This is a genomic window from Stenotrophomonas sp. 115C5 (genome assembly GCF_056861055.1).
Genome location: NZ_JBSPUQ010000012.1, coordinates 66,437 through 85,656, shown reverse-complemented (window position 1 = coordinate 85,656; position 19,220 = coordinate 66,437). Strand labels below are relative to the sequence as shown.

Genomic DNA, 19,220 nt, shown 5'->3' with positions numbered 1-19,220 from the left:
ATTCGATTCGCTTGATCCCCATCAGGGTGGTTGGGTGTCAGTGGACGGTGAGAAGGCTCGCCGAATCAACGGAGTCGGTGCACTGGATAACGAGACACTCTGGTGGTCCAACCTGACTTTCAATGCGATGTTCGAGACCCAGCTGCACAGGACCCCGTACATCAAGCGTACAACCTACTTGACCTCATGGAATCCATCGGGCGATCTAGTCGGTCAGGACGAAATCTGCTTAGCCTGGGGGCTTCTCCCGCGCCATTTCCCGGAACAGCTAATCACCGAGGCGCTCAGCGGTATATTCACTCGTACCATCCGCTACGCGGAACAGAGCTATGGCCTGGATATCGGTGACGAGGTTCCGAAGTATGACAACCTTGCTGACGAAATTAGGGCGCTTCTTCTGCCGTCGAAAGATAAGCATCTGACACCGGAAGTTGACGCCGCGTTGAGCTCCGCCCACCAGTACTATGCTAATTGCATTACATCACGCTACCTGGAAGAAGATCACGTCGCGGTCAACTTTGTCGCGCCGGCGGTGTCCTACGCCAAAGAAATGCTGGATCTTGTCGTACCAGCTGACCAGTTTGACTTTCTTGCGTCATCGCAGCTACCTGTTCCTACACGCAGACTTGATTGGATCTTGTGTCAGGAAAGGCCGGTCCTGGCGAGCGTACGCGTCTCCGATGTGAATCCAGAGTACTCAAGCGTTATTGCATACGGGAACGGTGCACGCTCCGGTACGAACAGGCGATGGGCTACTCACCCGGAACTCTTGCTGCTGTCCAAATACGCAAATGTGGAAGTTGACTCGGTCTTCCTGTTCGGTGAGTACGAGAGCCTGAAGCCGCATCTTCGACTTCCAGCGTTTACCAGGCTGCAGGCCATGACCCCTACCGCCGAGATCATCGCGAGCAATCATTGGATCAGCTTGGCCCGGGAAAACCCGTACAACCTGGAGCAGGTTAAAAGCCCTCACGACCGTGCGCTGTCGCCTCGCGCAGCTTGGCTGAATGCAATGGATCGTTTCATGATGTACACCTACGCCATCCAGCTGTATAGAGCAGGAATTACCGTCCGCCGCTATGGCGCTGGCCGGGTCACTGTCGTAGTCCCCAAGTACAACTATCGTGACTCGTACGAGATCGCATCCGCCGTTGGACTGCTCGCGCCGCCTACGGTATCCACAGACATTCGCATCCAGGAAGGACTGCACCGCTATGGATGATCACGCCCTGCTGGTTGAGATTGCTCTTCGTGATTCGAGAAACATTGACGTCATCATGTCGATGGACCGGTTGGTGATCCTCCCGCACGGGGTGAGCGAAATGCAAGGAGCGCTGCAGGACATGGAGCGCGTCAAGGATTTTGCTGCCGCCAAAGTCGCACCAGCGCTGCGGGACTGTGCGAAAGAACTATTCATGGAGCATGCCACGCGGCTTCGTGATCATTTGTCTCAGAAGAAGGACGTTAAGCCATGACGCTTATGTGGGGTTTCATTGCAGCGGTTCTCGCCCTGATCACTATGATTGGGTGGTATGGACCCACAAAGATTGTGGACAACGTCGAGGCGCTGCTCGCCTACATGTCTCGCAGTGTAAAGATGTCACTAGCCGACTATGTTGACGTTGAGAACGTCGACTTGGGTGACAACTTCACGTTCACGATGAGGGACGGAAGCCTGCTGACAATTGTCCGGCACGATGGGTCGATGCGAATGGTGGGAAAAGAGGAATTTGAGGCCGTGGACGCTGCCATTAACGGCGCGTTGGCGGCGTACCTGGGCGGAGGAGGGCACGCCTTCCAGGTGGTGTTTACCGTCGACCCCGAGGTGACCGAGCGCGTTGCGCGGGAGGCTCAGTCTGGTTCGCGAGCGACTGCCGAGCGGCTTGGTCTTTCGTTTGCGGATCTCTTCGAGGAAGACATCCGCCAGACGGTGGAGGCATGCAACCACGAAACGTGCTTCATCGCGCTGTTCACTCGCCCGTCTGCTATGGCTGGCAGCGATCGTAAGCACGATCAGAAGCTTCGGCAGGAGTTGATGAAGGCTAATCCGCTTCCGACGATGAGTGATGCTCCGAGTCTGTTCAGTGCGGTTCGCGGTCTTCGCGCCAGACACGAAGCGTACGTCGATGCCGTCGTCGCAGATCTGCGAGAGCAGCGCTTGGACTGTTACAAGCTCGACACCCACGTTGCCTCGCGTGAGATGCGGGTCGCGATTGACCCGGACTGGACCGCAGAGGACTGGTCGCCGTGTCTTTTCGGCGACCGCATTCCCATGCGAGATTCGCGCCGTGATCCGATGGATGTAAGCGGTGCTGTGTGGCCTGAGTTGGCGCCGCAGCTCGCGCCTCGCGATGCCGAGGTCGTGAGCCTACGTCATGTGAAGATCGGAGCACGCTATTACGCGCCGATGTTCGTCCACCTCGCCCCCCAGGATATCCAGAACTTCCAACGGCTCTTTGCCAAGACCGCTGAAACCGATTTGCCGTGGAGGTTCTCGTTGCTGATTGAGTCCGGCGGCGGCGGACTGTGGGACTTCAAGAACCTTGGTTCCATGATTTTCGGCTGGACGAATTCGATCAACGCGCAGATCAGGCGTGCTATCGAGGCGGTGAAAGAGGCCGAAGTCAATGACGGCCGCACGAGAGTGCGCCTTCGCATGGATCTTTGCACTTGGGCCACCGACATCAAGACCCTTGAGCGACGAGCTGCCCAGCTTGCTCGGGCAGTTGAATCCTGGGGAACTGCCGAGGTGAAGGAGATCTCCGGTGACCCTGTTCAAGGTTTCATCTCCAGCTCCCTCGGCGTCTCCTTGAACAGCGTAGCCACGCCCTCGCTTGCCTTGCTTGACGACGTGACCCATTTCCTGCCGCTCTACCGTCCCTCCTCACCTTGGAAGTCGGGTGGTCTGCTGTTCAAGAGTCCGGACGGTAAGATGTGGCCATATGCTCATCACTCTCGGCTTCAGGAGAGCTGCATAACCGTTGCTTACGCCGAGCCGCGGTCCGGCAAGTCGGTATTGTGTAACGCCATCAACCTATCGCTTTGTCTGGCGGAGGGCATCAGCCGCCTTCCGCTCATTTCGATCATTGACGTGGGTCGATCGAGCGCGGGTTTGATCTCGCTGCTCGAACATGCGTTGCCGCCCAGCGAGAAGCATAAGGCGGCTATCGTGCGGATGCGCATGACCAGCGAATTTGCGATCAACCCGTGTGATACGCAGCTTGGGATGCGCGTGCTACTGGAGGCGGAGTTCGCGTTCTTGCTGAATTTCCTGCTCACGCTTGTTACACCGCATGGCGCAAGCAAGCCCGACTCTGCGATGTCGCCGCTGTGCCGTATGGCGGTGGAGGCGGCATATCGGAATTGTAGTGATTCGGGTCAGCCAAAGATCTACTCCCCTAACATCAGGGATGCAGAAGATGTTGATTCGGCGATCCGCGACCACGCTCTCCATGTTGACGACAACACAACGTGGTGGGAGGTAGTGGATGCTTTGTTCCAGGTGGGCGCGATCCGCGAGGCGTACCTGGCTCAGCGATTTGCGGTGCCGCTGCTGAGCGATATTGCGGCAGTGTCTCAAGGGCCGAAATTTCAGGACATGTACGGCACTAAGAAGATGGATGCCGGCGATGAGAGGGTGCTTGACGCATTCTCTCGCATGCTAAGTGAGGCTGTCAGCGCTTATCCTGTGCTTGGGCGGCCAACAAAGTTCGACCTCGGCGAGGCCCGCGTGGTCGCCATTGATCTTGCCGAAGTTGCGAAGAGCGGGAGCGCTGCTGCAGATCACCAGACTGCCGTTTGCTACATGCTGGCACGCCAGGCTTCCTCCAAGAATTTCTATCTGCATGAAGATGACGTACCTCATTTCCCTGAGCTGTACCGGCCTTACCAGGAACGCCGGATCAAGGAGATTCGCCAGGACAAGAAGCACATCCAGTACGACGAGTTCCATCGGACCAAGAAGGTCTCCAACGTGCAGGAGCAGGTCGTGGCGGACATGCGCGAGGGCGGTAAGTATGGTGTGGCCATCACCTTGATCTCGCAGCAGCTTGGCGACTTCACGACCGAAATGCTGAACTTCACAACGTGCAAGTTCGTGCTATCCAAGGCGAACGAGGCGACGGTGACGGACATGAAGGCGATCTTCGGGTTGACCAAGACCATGGAGTACAACATCAAGTACACCATCCGACCGCCCGGACCCCAAGGCTCTACGTTTGTCGGCATCTTCGACGTCAAAAGCGGCCAGGTCTCACAGGCCCTGCGTAACAAAATGGGTGGCATCAGGCTCTGGGCGTTCTCAACCACGAATGAGGACGCGATCGTGCGTGATGAGCTGTACCAGAAGATCGGTCCGGAGCACACGCGCCGTCTTCTGGCGACCCACTACCCGAAGGGGTCGGTGCTGGAAGAATTCGAGCGCAGGAAGTCTCGGCTTGGAAAAGAGGGGGACGCCGATGGTGTGCTCAACAGCATCATCGAGGACTTGGTGGCGCTGCATTACACGGAACGAGCACAGGAGGCGAGGGCAGCATGACAAATAACATCAAACGATGTGACATCACATCACGTGACTTACGTGCACCCCAATTATTGGGGCTTTTCGGGGTGGCCTTGCTGGTCATCGCGCCAGCGTGGAGCCAGTCGCTGCTGAACCTAGACTTCGGGCAAGTCCGAGAGGCAGCTCCTGCGAGCGCGACCTACGCGCCTGCGGAACCCCCGGCAGCCTCTGTGCCAGGGACCCTGTACGTCCCTCCGGCCTACGAGCGAAAGCTGAATGAGACCGACCAAGCCTTCATAGCGCGGATGAAGGTTCAGCAGGACGTCGTGAACCGGCAACAGGCCGAAGCTCTCGCCGCTCATCGCTCAGCTATGGAGGCTCTGGCGCGGGACGCAGGCCCGCGGATGAGAACGGCCGAGGATGATGCTCGCTTGGCCGCGTACGAGGCCAAGGTAGAAGCACTGCGAGGCGAATCCGAGATGTTGTCGAAACGAGTCCACGCAACGGCCGCGGCCGGGGTGACGGTGGACCGAGCGGAAATGATGAGCCCGCCCGCGGCGCCGGCTCAGGGGCGATAGCCTACGTCCGCTCCTGGCCGTCTGGCGTCAACCTGACACCGTACCTGGTGGACAGGAGCGTGACATCCAAGGTCCACGTGTGTAGCGACCTTGCTCGATGTACAGCGAAAGCCACTCTCACGTGCTCCAGCGCTGCAGCTGGTGTGATCTCATTGACCAGGGCAAGCCATGCAAGCGCCTCGCGCCCGCGCCCCATAGAAAGGGACCGCCCCATGTGCTTCACAGCATGGCACTCCGGGCAAAGGGCTACCAACTCGTTCAACTGCTGTTGTCGAGCATGGTCGTTGTAACCCCAGACCTCGTGGCACTCCAGCGCGTGAACAACGCCCACGCGGGCGCAGATGCTGCAGCGGCGGCCTGCGTCCATTGAGACTTCGCGGCTGATTCGCGCCCATGTGGGTGCGGAGACGTTGGAGCGGACATTGCTGTACCAACAGGATGTAGGGACCAGCTCCACGGTGAGGCGCATTGGAAACCTTGTGCATAGCGTGCTATACGCGGTAGCATACTGCAACGAAAGTAGGCGTGTTACATAAATGAAAGTTTGCGCATCCGCTCGCGGCCAGGAGTGCGCCGAGACTTCGCTCGAAACGGCGAAGCTCCCGGTGCTCAACGTTGAGCGCGTGGCCGACTGGCTCCAGATGCTCATCTATGCGCAGCGGCACCGCGGAGTCACGATCAAGTCCGTCGCTAAAGCCGCTTCTGCGGCCGGGCCGAACTTATCGGTTTTCCTGGCGCGGCGCGGGAAATCGAAGAACGTCAAGGTGGACAAGCTTGAGCAGATGCTGCTGAAGCTCGGGGTCCATCGCGACGGCCTGCTCACCCCCGGCCTGCATCGCTGGGACATGATCAGGCAGGCCGAGGAAAATCTGCCGCCCGGAATGACCCTCAGGCCTGAGCTTGCCACGCTCGTAGAGCTGATACGGATCAACTGTCAGGACCTGCCAAAGTCAGTTTGTGCATGCCTCACCTGGAAGGGCGGCGAGCCGGATGATGCCGTTGCTTTCATTATGCTTCGCCCCTCACAGAGCACCTCCGTGATCATCCGTGTCGATCGCAGTGAGGTGATCGAGCTTGGTAGCAGGCTTCGTCATTGCATGGCCGACCTCCAGGTCTCGGATGCAGAGGGCGCTGAGCTGCAGTCCGTGTGGCACACACCGGGGCATGAATGGATCGTAGGACGAAAGATTGAACACTTCTTACAACTTGCGGAGCCACGCTCCGTTCTGACCGCGTGAGCACCAAAGGAGCCAGCTTTGAGTAACAATCGCCCCCTTAAGGCCAACGAAATCGTTGGACTGTTTGCCGCCCTCTTGGGCATCGACGTCACGACCATTGCCAATCTGGTTGGGAACATCCCGCGTGCCAATATCATGGCCTGGATGGCTGGCAAGAAAGAGAACCTGCGCCACGAGTCGGTATTGAGGCTCATGGATCTCGTAGGCCTTAAAGTGGACAACGGCGTCCAGCTCGATAGCAACCGGGTGCACATCTGGCACGTCAAAGATAGCGTGTTCGGATCGAGCCGCAAGGCATACACCGCAGTTCGTCAGATTGCACGGTTGATGGACGGATGCGCGATCACACGCGTGGAGCCGCCGGCGCGAAGCGCCTGGGCGAAAGCGCGTAGGCACATCTATCTCATCAGTGGCGCTGGCGTACGTGTAGTGATCGAATTGGACAAGAGTCCGCACAAGAAAGCACGCATTACGCCAGACAATCTGGTTGGAACGCTTTGGCGGGATGAGTCTGACCCGGACGAGCGGATGCCGCACACGATCAAGACAACCCGCGAAAAGTGGGAGCTTCTCATGTCGCATGATCTTGCGCCCTTCGAGTTTGACCAGATCTTCGAGTTGAACGAACCGAAGATGGCCTGGCTCGACGTCGCGATGCTGGCGCGCGAGTTCGGCGTGACGCCTGACGCGGTGCACCGGCACATCCTGCAAACGTACGAGCGCAGCAACAAAGCGCCCGCGCCAGTACGGCGTGGAGGGCTCCAGGTCGATGCTTCTGTCATCCTGCTGGCGGACCACAATCGTAGCTCCAGCGCGGCATGACTCTGCCGGCGGCGGCAGAGTCGCCGGCAGGCAGCGCCTGAGGCAAGATCGGCCGGTGGCGCATACTTTGGTTGTGGAATACGCCAAACTTTCATTGTAGTATCAGGCTCATCTAACCCATGGGCCTTTTTTATGACCGCGTTCCAGCCAACCCCTGAGCAAGAGCAGATACGTGCCTCTACGGGTCGCGTGATCAAAGTCAGTGCCTTCGCTGGAACCGGTAAGTCATCGACCTTCAAGTACCTTGCGCGTGAACAGCCGCGCCAGAAAATGCTCTACCTGGCGTTCAACAAGGCCATCAAGGAAGAGGCAATCGGGTCCTTCCCTGGCAACGTCAAAGCGATGACCGGTCACGGTTTGGCCTACGCATCCAAGGGCCGAATCTATGGCGACGTGCCTCAGAAGCTGCAGCCTGACATCAAGCCATACCACGTGCTGCCGGACCTGTCCCGCACGGTCAACCAGATCCCGAAGGAGGCACACAATCTCTATGGCGGCCGCGTCATTGAGACTGTGAAAGCTTTCCTTGTATCCGGGGACCCCGAGCTTCTTCCCAAGCACGTGGCGCTGGGCGATTCGCCGAGCGAAACGCGGCATATGAGCTCCGCGCAGGTGCTGCTGGACGCGAAGCGTACGTGGGAGCAGATGTGCAATCCCGAAAGCCGCGTTCCGATGCTGCATGACGGCTATCTGAAGCTGTACCAGCTCAGCAATCCACGGCTGCACTATGACGCCATCCTCCTTGACGAGGCGCAGGACACCAATCCGGTTCTGCAGGCCATCGTAAGTGCCCAGCATGGCCGTACGTTCTACGTGGGCGATCAGCACCAGGCCATCTATCTTTTCCGCGGCGCCTCCAATGCAATGGAGCGGATCAAGGCGGATGAATCCTTTGGGCTCACGGGTTCGTTCCGGTTCGGCGAAACAGTGGCTGACGTTGCCAACGACATCCTGTGGCTGAAGGGGGAGCAGATGAAGCTCCGTGGCTTGGGAAGCCACAAGGGCGAGCTACGTGAGATCGACCACGCCCGCGAAGGCCACGCTCTGATCTCCAGGGGAAATGCGACGCTCTTCCGCGAAGCAGTACTCGCCGTCACGGCCGAGCGCCCCTTTGCTTTCGTGGGACCGCTCCAGAACTATCGCTTCGACCAGATCGTCGACACCTTCTGCCTGAGCACGGGCGATTCGGTGCGCGACCCGTTCATCAAGTCCTTTGCCAGTTTCGACCAGCTTGCAGAGTACGCCGAATCGATGGATGACAAGGAGCTGAAGGCCCGCGTCAAGCTCGTCGGTGAGTACGGAGAGGACATCCCCCGGCTTGTCGAGCTGATCAGCCGCAAGGCACTGCCCTGGACTGAGGGCATCCAAGAGCGGCTGCCGCAGAACGCCCAGGTATTCACCACTGCGCACAAGTCTAAGGGGCTTGAGTTCGATCAGGTACGCCTTTCGGATGACTACCAGTCGTTGATTGACGAGGACGACAACCTGGTCGAGGTGGGCAAGATGTCCGACGCCGACATCGAAGAAATCAACCTGCAGTACGTCGCAGTAACCCGCGCCAAGAAGGTGCTCCAGCCGTCCGAATCTCTGCTGAAGTTCTTCGACAAGAAACGGCAGATCGAACAATCCATGCAGCCGCGAGCCTACGGCTGAGCACGATCCATATCCACGACAAGAGAAAGGACATACCCATGGGACTGATGAATAGCCTGGAGCAGCAGCCGCAGGCGCAGAACGCTCGCAAGCCCAACAATACGTTCGGCCTGGTGTTGCGCGTCGCCACCGCCGAAAAGGTTGCTGACGGCGAAACCGAGACGCTCAAGCTCACGGGCCAGATTGTGAGCGCGGGCAGTCCGCTGCCGGCCGAGACCCCTGTTGAGATCGAGTTCCGCACCCAAGGCGACAAGGCAGTTACCAACTTCCTCAAGGGCAACGGCAAGAAGTCGCTGAACACGATCGATGCGGCGGCAGGTAGTTTTGTGACGCTTGAGAACTGCTACACGACGGACCAGGTCAACGACGAAGGGCGGCCCATCATCTCCTCGCGCTGGCTCAACACGCTGTCCAGCGCCGGTGACCAGGACCACATCAACCGATCGTTCTCGGAGGATGTCTTCGCCTCCGCGCCCCGACTGTCCTTCAAAAACCCGTCGAAAGCGGCCGGCGAGCCGGACTCGATCACCTTGCCGGTGAGTGCCAAGCGCATTCTGGCGCGTGTTGAAGAGGATGGGGTCCGTGGGGTCCGCGAGTTCAGCCAGGCCTGGGCTGTCGGCAAGCTCAACGAGCTCCCGGCCAACGCCAAGATTGGCGTCACCATCGACCAGATCGAGCCCAAGGCTGCGGTTCGTGTCAACGACGAGGCCGGGTTCTACAGTGCGGTTGCTTCCGCGCTTGGCACCGGCACGAAGTCGCTTGCCGTCGTGCGCATCTCCGACGGCGAGTCTGTCCGAGCGCGCCAGGTGTACGTCAGTTTCAAGCGCAATGAAGCTGGTGAGTACGTGCCCGACGTCGACAAGGCCATCGCCGATCTCAAAGACAGGAACGTCATCAAGAATATTCCGAACCAGGCTCTCTTCGGCGCAATCGAGAAGGGCTTGATCATTGAGGTGATCCCGGGCTACCGGCTCACCTTCGCAGGCGATCCCTCCAAGGACAACAACGCGGCCTACAAGCTGGTCAACGACGTGAAGAAGGGCGCGGCTGGGCGATACGAGATGATGTTCGGCGATGACCCGAACAAGTTCACCAAGGTGATTCTGCCGGGCATTGCGCGCAACGAAACCTCGGATGGTTTCAGCCCCATCAACGTGATCACCGACACGGTGGGCAACTTCGACCTGACCGAGCTGTCGACCGAGCACATCCAGCCGGCGCGGCCCGCTCTGGGCACCGCCGACGAACTTGCCGATGCACCGGTGAACTCGGCCGAGGTCGGTGCAGAAGAAGCCGAGGCGAGCGGCCCGCGGCCGTAAGCAATGCGCCCGTAAACGATGGCGGCGGCTTGTCGGAGCGCCGCCATCGTCATTTCTATCTCGTTGAAAATTTCCAGGCAGTGAACATGGCAGACGGCAACCGCACATCCCCCAAGCTGGTCAACTGGGTTTCCCTCAATGCACAAGACGCAGCACTGCGCCTGATCGCCTGCAGGAAGGCCTGGGGGGCGGTCCGGCTTGAGATCGTCGGAGCACAGCATCTCACTTCGGAGCAACGCGAGGGGTTGATGCGGCTCGGCTTCTATCGGCCCAGGCTAGGCATGGCCAGCCAACTAGTTCGCAAGGATCTGCGGATCTCGCTGCAGGAGCTGAGGCAGGTGTTCCCTGATGCCGCGCAGATGTTGATGCCCCAGGAGGACGCTGCGCATGCGGCGCCAGTTCGCAGCGGCGCACGCCGCGACGACGAGGCGGCCTCAGTGGAACATGTGGCCGCGAACAAAGTGTCTGTCGTAGGCGCAAACCCATCTGGCCATCTCGTCCTTGAGGGGGATGAAGGCAGATACCTTGTCCAACCTGACGGCGTCTCGGTGCTGGAGACAAGCGACGCAGGGGCATCGTTCCTTCGGGCAACCAATGACGCCGAGCTTGCTGCGTGCGCGGACGCCTTTACTGCTGAAATCAGCGGCGGGAGAGTGATGCGCCGTCAGGATTTGCGCACCTTCGCATCCACAGTCACGGGCGTGCCGCTAGACAAGATCGAGACATCGCCCGAGCTGCGCCGGGTGCAGGAGGCCGTTGAAGCGTCACTTGTCCGTCGGCTGGCTGCGTTCGCAGATCAGGGCGCTGCTGTGGATGAGATCTATGCCTTCGCGGCCAAGCTGCTTGACGGACAGCCGTCCATGGACGCCAGGACCAGCTCGTCGGTCATGCTGCAGCAGTACTCCAGCCCGTTGCCGATGGGCGTAGCGGCACAGGTCATTGTTGGGGACATGCAGGGCAGGACGGTGCTTGAGCCGACGATAGGTAACGGCTCCCTGGTGTCCATGACCAGGGCGCGCCACATCGCAGGTGTTGACCTTGATGCACGACGTGTAGCGAGCATCATTCACGGTCGGCCAGACATTGCAGTCGAACTGGGTGATGCGACTGCAATGGACTTCACAACTCTAAATTCCGGTGCGAGGTTTGATGCGGTCATCTCCAACCCGCCGTTCGGGAAGCTGCCGTCCGCAGTAATGATCAATGGTTTGAAGACGAATCGCCTTGATCATCTCGTATTGATGAAGTCGCTTGATGCACGGAAGCCGGACGGTATCAGCGTCTTCATTATTGGCGGCGATACCTATGTGGACACGCGTGCGGGAAAGGTTAGCGGTGGATCACGATACCTCTTCAACTGGCTGGCGGACCACTACCAGGTCGACGCAGTAGAAATCCCGGGGCGGGTCTATGCGAAGCAGGGTGCAACTTTCCCGGTGCGCATGGTTGTGGTTGGCAGGCGATCGGGCGACGCCGTGCAAGTGCCTGACGAGATCCCTGTGGTCCAGGACGCGGAGTCGCTGCTTACCTGGGCGAAGTTGATGGCCGTGAAGTACGAGATCCGGCTAGATCCGCAAGAACATAGCGCTCCGACGGCGCCACAGGCAATTGCCGGCGCCGGGACGTCACAGTCGGCTGTAGCCATGAAGGGCCCTGAGGCGCAGCATGGTGAGAGCCACGCGCACTCTTCACCGAACATCTCGTCAGCGGCCGAGAACAGCTACCAATCCCCTTACGTCTCGGCGAGCAGGGTTGGCGAGGCAACGGCCATGATCCCGCGGAACATGCAGACGGCTACGATGCTCGCGCTTCAGTCGGTAGCCGAAGCCAACGGGGACATCGATGACTTCGTCGCCGAACGCCTCGGCTGGAGTGTTCACGAGCTCGGTAGCTATCTGTCGCCAGAACAGGTGGACTCCGTCGCCCTGAACATCCACGCGCATGAGAGCTCAGAGGGACGCCTGGGATTCCTGATGGGCGACCAGACGGGAATGGGCAAGGGCAGGCACCTGGCCGCTATGGCCAGGTATCACAACCTGCAGGGCAGGCAGGTGATCTTCTTGACCGAAACGCCGATCCTGTTTACCGACTTCTGGCGGGATCTGCGCGGTATCGGATCTGAAGGCCTGTTTGCACCGTTGATCATCAACAACGGCGTTTCGATCATTGACGACGTCTCGGGCGAGCGACTTGTGGATGCCACGCCCCAGTCTGTCGTGTCGGGGATCGTCGCTGGGGACGTCATACCACCTGACTACAACCTCGTAATGGGGACGTACAGCCAGTTCAACCGTGATAGGAACAAGGCCGGGGCTGCGAAGTCAGGATGGATCACCAGGGTGACAGCGGGTGCAGCATTGCTGTTGGACGAGAGCCACAACGCCGCTGGTGCATCCAACACGAATGCCAACATTGCCCTTGCGGTGCAAGGGGCCGCCTCCGTCAGCTATAGCTCGGCCACGTCGATCAAGGAGCCAAAGAACCTCTCTGTCTACTCGCGTCTGTTCCCGCCCACAGTGGACCTGGGTGGACTTCCAGAGACACTTCAAACTGGAGGCGAGGTCCTGCAGGAAGTGCTGACTGGAATGCTGGCGCGTGACGGCGTATTCGTTCGACGTGAGCACGATCTAAGCTCCCTCACATTCAAGGTCGTCAGCGACAGTGAGAGTCGGCAGGCGCGCAACCGCACACTGTCCGACCACTTGGCTCAGATCCTGGAGTCGATGAACTTCCTGGCTGGCGACATCAATCGGCATGTCTCTGAGTACAACAAGGAGGTCAAGAAGGCGCTCGATGCAATGCCTGCGCATGAGCGTGCCGGAAACAGGATGGGCGCTGTCTCTATCAATTACTTTTCACGCCTCTTCAACATCTACCGGCAGTTCCTGCTGGCACTTCAAGTCGACCTTGCCGCTGAGCGCGCCCTGGCAGCGTTGGCGAACGGCCAAAAGCCCGTGATTGTCTTGGAAAGCACCATGGAGCAACTGCTGCGGGAAGTAATAGCGGAGTACTCCCTGGACGACACTTCAGACGACGGTGATGAGCTCAGTGCGGAGGGAGCAGCAGCGATTAGAAGTCGTGGCCCGATCGAGCTCGGCGAAGGACTGTCATTCAAGATGGTGCTGCATCGCACGCTGGATCGTCTGTCCTTCATGCAGACTACTGACCGATACGGAGTACGCGAGCGGCAGGCGCTTACGTCCAAGGAATCTCACGCCGCGATCGCCAGCATTCGCGGCCTCATTGAAGCAATGCCGGACCTTCCTGTCTCGCCGATTGATTCGGTACGACAGGCCATCACCTCGGGCGGATACGTTTGCAGCGAGTTGTCTGGTCGTAAGCTGAGCATCACGCTGCAGGGTGATACCTGGACTGCCGATGTCAGGGCCGAGATGCAGAAGGCCGAGATCGTGCGAGGATTCAACGTCGGCCGGGACGATGCGGTGATCCTGTCGCGTGCTGGCAGCACCGGCGTTAGCCTGCATTCTTCAAGCCAATTCCCGGATCAGAGACAGCGCGTGTTGATCGAGCTCCAGTTGCCGTTGGATATCGTCAAACGCATGCAGTTCTTCGGTCGAGTGAACCGACGTGGTCAGGTCAACTCGCCGATCATCGAGACCTTGTCGACGGGGCTCGTCGGCCAAGCCCGCCCAATCGCGATGGCAAATGCCAAGCTGCGCAAGCTCTCAGCCAACACCACAGCAAACCAGGACAACGCATCCCTTGATGTGAACGTCCCGGACTTCTTGAACGAGGTCGGTGACCAAGTCGCTGCAAGGTACTTGGAGTCTAATCCGGACGTCGCACGACGACTGGATATTGACTTGGAGAAGGATGAGGACCGGGAGGTGTCCTACTTCATCAACAAGTTGACGTCGCGTCTTGTGATGTTGAGCGTGGATGAGCAGGAGAACATCTATGCAGCGCTCACGTCGGAGTACTCGCGGCTGATCCAAGAGATGGACGAGAAGGGGATCAACCCGCTCAAGTCCAGAGAGCTCGACATTCGGGCCGTGGAGATAGGACGGTCAGTGTATGAGACCGGCGATGCGGCGAGTCTGTCCGTATTCAATCAGCCGGTATTCTTGAAGACGATGACGTACCAGGTGGTTCGCGATCCATTGCGTAGCGATACCGTGCGTGCTGTCGTGGAGGCGAGTTCGCAAATGATGGTTGCCGGCGCGGACGGCGAGGACGCCACAGAAGTACCGATGTCGGAGGTATTGCGTAGGATCTCGGACCGCTTGGCCGACCAATTGCAAAGCGCCCTCTGGCGCGCCTTGCCTGAGAAATTCAAGGACGTTGAGGCGGCGTTGAACGATGCCGAACCCAATGCTGTCAAGAAGACCAAGAGTCGTTACGACTTCATTGCGGGCATGCTTCGTGAGCTGGATGTTGGGCTCCTGACGCGTTTCACTGATAACCATGGTGAGGCAAAGTTAGGCGTCATATGTGGCATTCGGCTACCACAAAAAGCTACTCAGGCATCGCAGCTCAGTGCCTACAGCCTGCGTATTGCCGTGCCGGGGCAAGACCGATTGATTGAACGCAGCTTCTTCGGTCTTCGGGAAGATGGTGAATTTCGACTGATGCCACGGTCGTATCAAACGACGACTGTAATGGAGGAGTTTGACGCTTCCCCGGCAGGCGTAGAGACGGTGGTGCGCCATGTGCTGGACGGCAATCTCTTTAAAGCGGCACAGCTCGCCGCGCAGCATCGGCTCGGATCGTCGGTCGTCTACACCGACAGCGAGGGAATGCGCCACCGGGGCGTCCTGCTGTCTCAAGGGGTGGATCTCCGTGCCCTTCAGACGCTGCCCATTCGCCTGGATACACCGAGGCTTGTCAGGGAGGTCCTTGAGCGAGATGCCGGGCTTCGTCTGTCCAGCTCAAGTGGTGCAGAGGCGACAGGCGAACACGACACCATGTTGTACCGGAATGGACCAGAGATGGTCATTCAGTGCCCGGGGACGCGCTCCAGGGGTGGGTCTGTATTTGCCAATGAAGCCGTGACAAGCGTCGTGGGCGAGTTCTCCGGTAGTCGCAGTGTAATGGTTGCGCGCTTCAGGCCGGAGAGGCTGGAGGAGCTGGTCGATGTCCTGTATCGGAACGGTCTCTCCTTCTACGCCCCAGCCCGCAACCGGGAGCTCGTGAACCAGGTCCGTCAGGAGACTTACAACAATGAAAGTTCTGTGCGAAAATCTAATGAAAGCGACTATGTGTCGCTGTCCGCGTAGGGAGGCGACATGAATCACTTTCATCTGTTGGAAGAGCGCGTGCCCTCCCTTGCCGCCTGGGGGCAGGAAAGGCCATATCTCCGCCTGACCTCGCGAATCGCCGGGGGACCTGGCGCGGACGCGGATGTGGCTCTGGAAGATGACGGCGACCTTACGGTGGCCGTCACCGAGTATGACGCGGGAGGCGGGCGCGCCGCCGTATGCGGCGCCCGTTTCGACCAGGGCGGGCGAATGACGGCTTGGGGGCAGACCCTTTCACAGGCACAGGAGCCCCAAGCCGTGACAGAGCACCTGGCTTTGCTAGCCGAGTGCTTGACCGGCATGGAAGAGACCGGCCCGTGAAGCTGGCTCTATCTAGCAGGCCTCGGCTGTCAAAGCACTCAGGACTTCGCCTTCCGACTGGCCTTCTTGGTGCTTTTCCCTGCCGCCGGCGCGGCTGCCGGTGCCGGCGGCGACTTCCCGCCTGGACCGGGCGGGTAACCAAATTCCTGCTTCATGTACTTCCGGAACAGCGCAGCGCTGATCTTGATCTGCATGGTTTTGGCGAAGCGATCGTTGATTTCCCGGAAGGGGACCTTCGCCTCGACAAGCTTTTCCAGTGCCGGCCTGACGCGCGTCAGCTCCTGCAGGACACGGGGAGGGAAGCCCGCGGATCGTTCAGAAATCATGTTGTTGACGATGCTCCACTCGGCCGGAGTAGGGCCTTGGGGGTCATGTGCGGCCATGGCGTTGTGCTCTATTTGAATGATCAAAAGGAACCTCGCAATCGCTTGCCAGGCCTGCGGATGATATCAAAACGAAAGTGCCTTCAACCTGACAGGTGGAACAATGGCTGAACTCGAATACACGTTTGTTGCCGAAAAGCCCAAGCTCGGGCGCGCTATCGCAGAAGAGCTGGCGATCCGGTCGCCCGTCATCGAGCGCGGCGAGAACTTCATGAAGGGGCGGGACTGGGCCGTATGTTGGGCCCGGGGCCACATCTACGAGTTGGAAGAGCCGGAGTACTACATCAAGAAGGCGCATCCGAACCTGGTCCTCGGTGCCAACGGCAAGCCTCGTTGGGACCGGGCCCACCTTCCTGTTTTGCCCGGGCCCACTGAGTTCAAGCTGCGCCCAACTGAAAGGCAGTTCCTGCCTGCGATCAGAAAGCTGCTTGGCGCGTGCCGCACCGTGGTGCATGCCGGTGACCCGGACCGAGAGGGTCAACTTGTAGTTGACGAGATCCTTGAGGAAATGGGCAATCGCAAACCAGTGAAGCGCTTCCTCAGCTCAGGGCTTGATGAGATTTCAGTTCGGGCGGGCTTGGCGGCCATGCGTGACAACTCCGAGTTCGCGCGACAGTCGAGTGCGGCTAGGGCACGTTCCCGTGCCGACTGGGTCGTGGGTATGAACATGACCAGGGGTCTCACCCTGCGCGCTCAGGACTGTGGCTTCAAGGGATTCATCCCATTCGGTCGAGTACAAACGGCCGTACTCAGCCTGATCGCGATGCGAGAGCGCGAAATTCAGGCCTTCAGGCCGACCGACTACTTCGCGCTTACTGCTTCCATTGGCGTTGCTGGCGGCCAGTTCACGGCCAAATGGCAGCCTTCGGCCTCGCAGGCTGGACTTGATGCGGACGGTCGCTTGCTGGACCACAACATTGCACGGGTCCTTCAGCAGAAGGTGAACGGGCAGACAGGGACCATTGCGGCATACGAGGACGTGGAAAAGCAGCAAAAAGCGCCTTTGCCATTCTCGCTTGCTCAGCTCCAGATGCGTGCGTCGAAAAGGTTCGGCTACAAGTCGGAAGAGACGCTTAAGGCGGTCCAATCGCTTTACGATCAGAAGTTCGTGTCGTATCCCCGCACCGGGTCGCAGCACCTTCCTTCAGGGCTGCTTGAGCACGCTCCGGCCACTCTCGCGATCGCGCAAAAGGCGCTGGGTTTGTCCCAGGATGTCATTGATCAAGTAAACCCGCGCATGAAGTCGCAAGCATGGAACGACGGGAAGGTGAAAGGGCATCATGGGCTCGTGCCATTGACCAAGGAGCCTGAGCTCAGCGCTCTTTCGCGCATTGAACGTGACATTTACCAGGAGATCTGCCGACGGTACGTCGCGCAGTTCTTGCCCGAGCGCACCCTCCGTAGCGTGACAGCTACGGCGGAAGTGGCTGGTGAGTACTTCAAAGCCACCGGGAGCACGACAATCGTCCCTGGCTGGAAGGCTCTCTATGGCGATGAGCGGGAGCCAGGCGAAGAGAATAGCATCCTCCCTGCGATGAAAAAGGGTGAGCCGGCGAAGTGCAGTGGGCTGGACATCGTGGCGAAGAAGACGGAGCCGCCCAAGCGCTTTACGGACTCCTCGTTGACCTACGCCATGCTTCACGTTGAAGAGTACGTCAGCGATCCACGCTTGAAGGAGGTTTTCAAGAGGATGCGACTGGACAAGTCGACGGATGAGGATGTCGGCGGCATCGGCACCCCTGCGACCAGGCACACGTTCGTTCCCAAGCTTGAATCGAGTGGCTTGGTGACCGTGCAGAAGCCGGTTGGAAAGTCGAAAGAGAATACCTATCACCCAACAGCAACGGCTATGGCGCTTGTCGACGCATTGCCGCCGGATCTTGGCCGTCCTGATACGACCGCGATGTGGGAGTCGGTATTTGAGAAGATCGAGCAAGGTGGGACTACGGAAAACGACTTCCTCAAGGTGCTCGGCAACTGGGTCGGGAAACGACTGGGGGATCTGGATGTCGCGCAGCTGGAGCTTCCGCCGCTGGATCGGCCCCAGGGTAAGGTCACCAGCTCGCGTGGCGGATCGAGAAGCGGCGGGCGAACTAGCTCTGGTGTAGGCGCGAGCCGGCCTTCCCACCGCGCTTAAGAGCCGGCGCCATGACGCTTTCCGAACTCCAGAGCCTCGTGATATGGCCCTCATTTCTACCTGTGTTGCCGGTGTCAGCGGGCGGGGGGTACCACGAGGCATTGTTGAGGACGTCCCACCCGGCCGGCCACATTGCCGTAATCCAAGCCGCTGAGTGGGCCGAGACCATCTGGCAATTGGATGTCCGAATGCTACGGGTTGCACTGGGTGTCCTGGCGCAAACGCGACCTGCGCTTCGGATCGGGGTAAACGTGAGTGCAGTGACGGTGCAAAGGCACTCTGATGTGTGGTTAGCCGAGCTGGCGCGGTGGCGACAGCACGCCACCAGGATTGTTGTCGAGTTGACCGAGACTGCGGAGCATACAATTCCTGGCGAGACGATTCGGTTTGTGGCTGCGTGCCGAGCTATGGGCGCCAAAATTGCCATTGATGACTACGACACTGGATCTTTCGATGACGAGCTGGTGGCGGCGCTGCGACCAGACTTCATCAAGCTGGGGAACGTGTGGAAAGGTTCCTCGGGGGGCCAGGAAGAGCGTGTTCTGTTGGCGGCGGTCCGATGTCTGGACAGGATGCATTGCGGCAACGTGGTGGTGGAATGGGTTGATAGCGAGGAGAAACGTTCTGCTGCCAAGGTGGTCGGTGTCACCCATATGCAAGGGTCTTGTGTGGCCAGACATATGGATCTGGATGGCATAAAGCGTCTATTTGGAGACACGAAGGCCCATCATTCGGCGGCGTAGTGGGGGGGATTGGGACTTGTGTAGGTGATGGGTGATGTTGGCGAGGAGCGAGAGGTGCCCGGCAGTGGAGCGCTCGTTTGGCTGTCGAAAGGACGTTCCTTTTGTGACGTCAGGACTGGCGATCATCTGGGTGGCGGGTGTTTATTCGTCGGCGGGTAGTTTCTGGCGACCGTGCATCTTTCATCGGGAGATATCTGTTCTGTTGGTGCCGTGATACGTGCCATTTGGTTCGCACGACTGTGGTTTGTAGTGGTCAGTTTCCTATTC

The 19,220-nt window shown here is 59.3% G+C and carries 12 protein-coding genes; 11 read left to right on the top strand and 1 reads right to left on the bottom strand.

Annotated features, from left to right (window positions below):
• Positions 1–40 precede the first annotated feature (40 nt).
• The 9 genes from AC13FN_RS14615 to AC13FN_RS14575 all read left to right on the top strand — a co-directional run bounded on the left by AC13FN_RS14615 (position 41) and on the right by AC13FN_RS14575 (position 15,690).
• Positions 41–1,222, top strand: a complete 1,182-nt coding sequence (locus AC13FN_RS14615) for a hypothetical protein (RefSeq protein WP_263934886.1) — start codon at positions 41–43, stop codon at positions 1,220–1,222.
• Positions 1,215–1,475 carry a hypothetical protein gene (locus tag AC13FN_RS14610; protein ID WP_263934887.1) on the top strand — a complete coding sequence of 87 codons (261 nt, stop codon included), beginning with the start codon at positions 1,215–1,217 and terminating at the stop codon, positions 1,473–1,475. The genes AC13FN_RS14615 and AC13FN_RS14610 overlap by 8 nt, the downstream gene beginning before the upstream one ends.
• Positions 1,472–4,537 (top strand): type IV secretion protein IcmB, encoded by a 3,066-nt coding sequence (locus tag AC13FN_RS14605; RefSeq protein ID WP_263934888.1) that lies wholly within the window; start codon positions 1,472–1,474, stop codon positions 4,535–4,537. The genes AC13FN_RS14610 and AC13FN_RS14605 overlap by 4 nt, the downstream gene beginning before the upstream one ends.
• 1,078 nt (positions 4,538–5,615) lie before the next feature.
• Positions 5,616–6,317, top strand: coding sequence for a hypothetical protein (locus AC13FN_RS14600; RefSeq protein WP_482985106.1), 702 nt, complete (start codon positions 5,616–5,618; stop codon positions 6,315–6,317).
• 18 nt (positions 6,318–6,335) lie between these two features.
• A complete protein-coding gene (locus AC13FN_RS14595; RefSeq protein ID WP_263934745.1) occupies positions 6,336–7,139 on the top strand; it encodes a hypothetical protein in 804 nt (267 codons plus the stop codon).
• Between the two features lie 132 nt (positions 7,140–7,271).
• Positions 7,272–8,792, top strand: coding sequence for a UvrD-helicase domain-containing protein (locus tag AC13FN_RS14590; RefSeq protein WP_263934746.1), 1,521 nt, complete (start codon positions 7,272–7,274; stop codon positions 8,790–8,792).
• 38 nt (positions 8,793–8,830) lie between these two features.
• Positions 8,831–10,111 (top strand): hypothetical protein, encoded by a 1,281-nt coding sequence (locus tag AC13FN_RS14585; protein WP_263934747.1) that lies wholly within the window; start codon positions 8,831–8,833, stop codon positions 10,109–10,111.
• Positions 10,112–10,140: 29 nt separating this feature from the next.
• Positions 10,141–15,348: a strawberry notch family protein gene (locus AC13FN_RS14580; protein ID WP_263934748.1), complete on the top strand. Its 5,208-nt coding sequence runs from the start codon at positions 10,141–10,143 to the stop codon at positions 15,346–15,348.
• Positions 15,349–15,357: 9 nt separating this feature from the next.
• Positions 15,358–15,690, top strand: coding sequence for a hypothetical protein (locus AC13FN_RS14575; RefSeq protein ID WP_263934749.1), 333 nt, complete (start codon positions 15,358–15,360; stop codon positions 15,688–15,690).
• Positions 15,691–15,728: 38 nt separating this feature from the next.
• Here AC13FN_RS14575 and AC13FN_RS14570 read toward each other — a convergent pair whose 3' ends face one another.
• The gene (locus AC13FN_RS14570) at positions 15,729–16,073 is read right to left on the bottom strand and encodes a hypothetical protein (RefSeq protein WP_263934750.1); all 345 of its coding nucleotides are present in this window, start codon (positions 16,071–16,073) and stop codon (positions 15,729–15,731) included.
• 103 nt (positions 16,074–16,176) lie between these two features.
• Between AC13FN_RS14570 and AC13FN_RS14565 the strand changes: the two genes are divergently transcribed.
• Together AC13FN_RS14565 and AC13FN_RS14560 are read left to right on the top strand one after the other, a co-directional pair.
• Positions 16,177–18,210: a DNA topoisomerase gene (locus tag AC13FN_RS14565; protein WP_263934751.1), complete on the top strand. Its 2,034-nt coding sequence runs from the start codon at positions 16,177–16,179 to the stop codon at positions 18,208–18,210.
• A gap of 11 nt (positions 18,211–18,221) precedes the next feature.
• Positions 18,222–18,953 (top strand): EAL domain-containing protein, encoded by a 732-nt coding sequence (locus AC13FN_RS14560; protein WP_263934753.1) that lies wholly within the window; start codon positions 18,222–18,224, stop codon positions 18,951–18,953.
• Positions 18,954–19,220 lie beyond the last annotated feature (267 nt).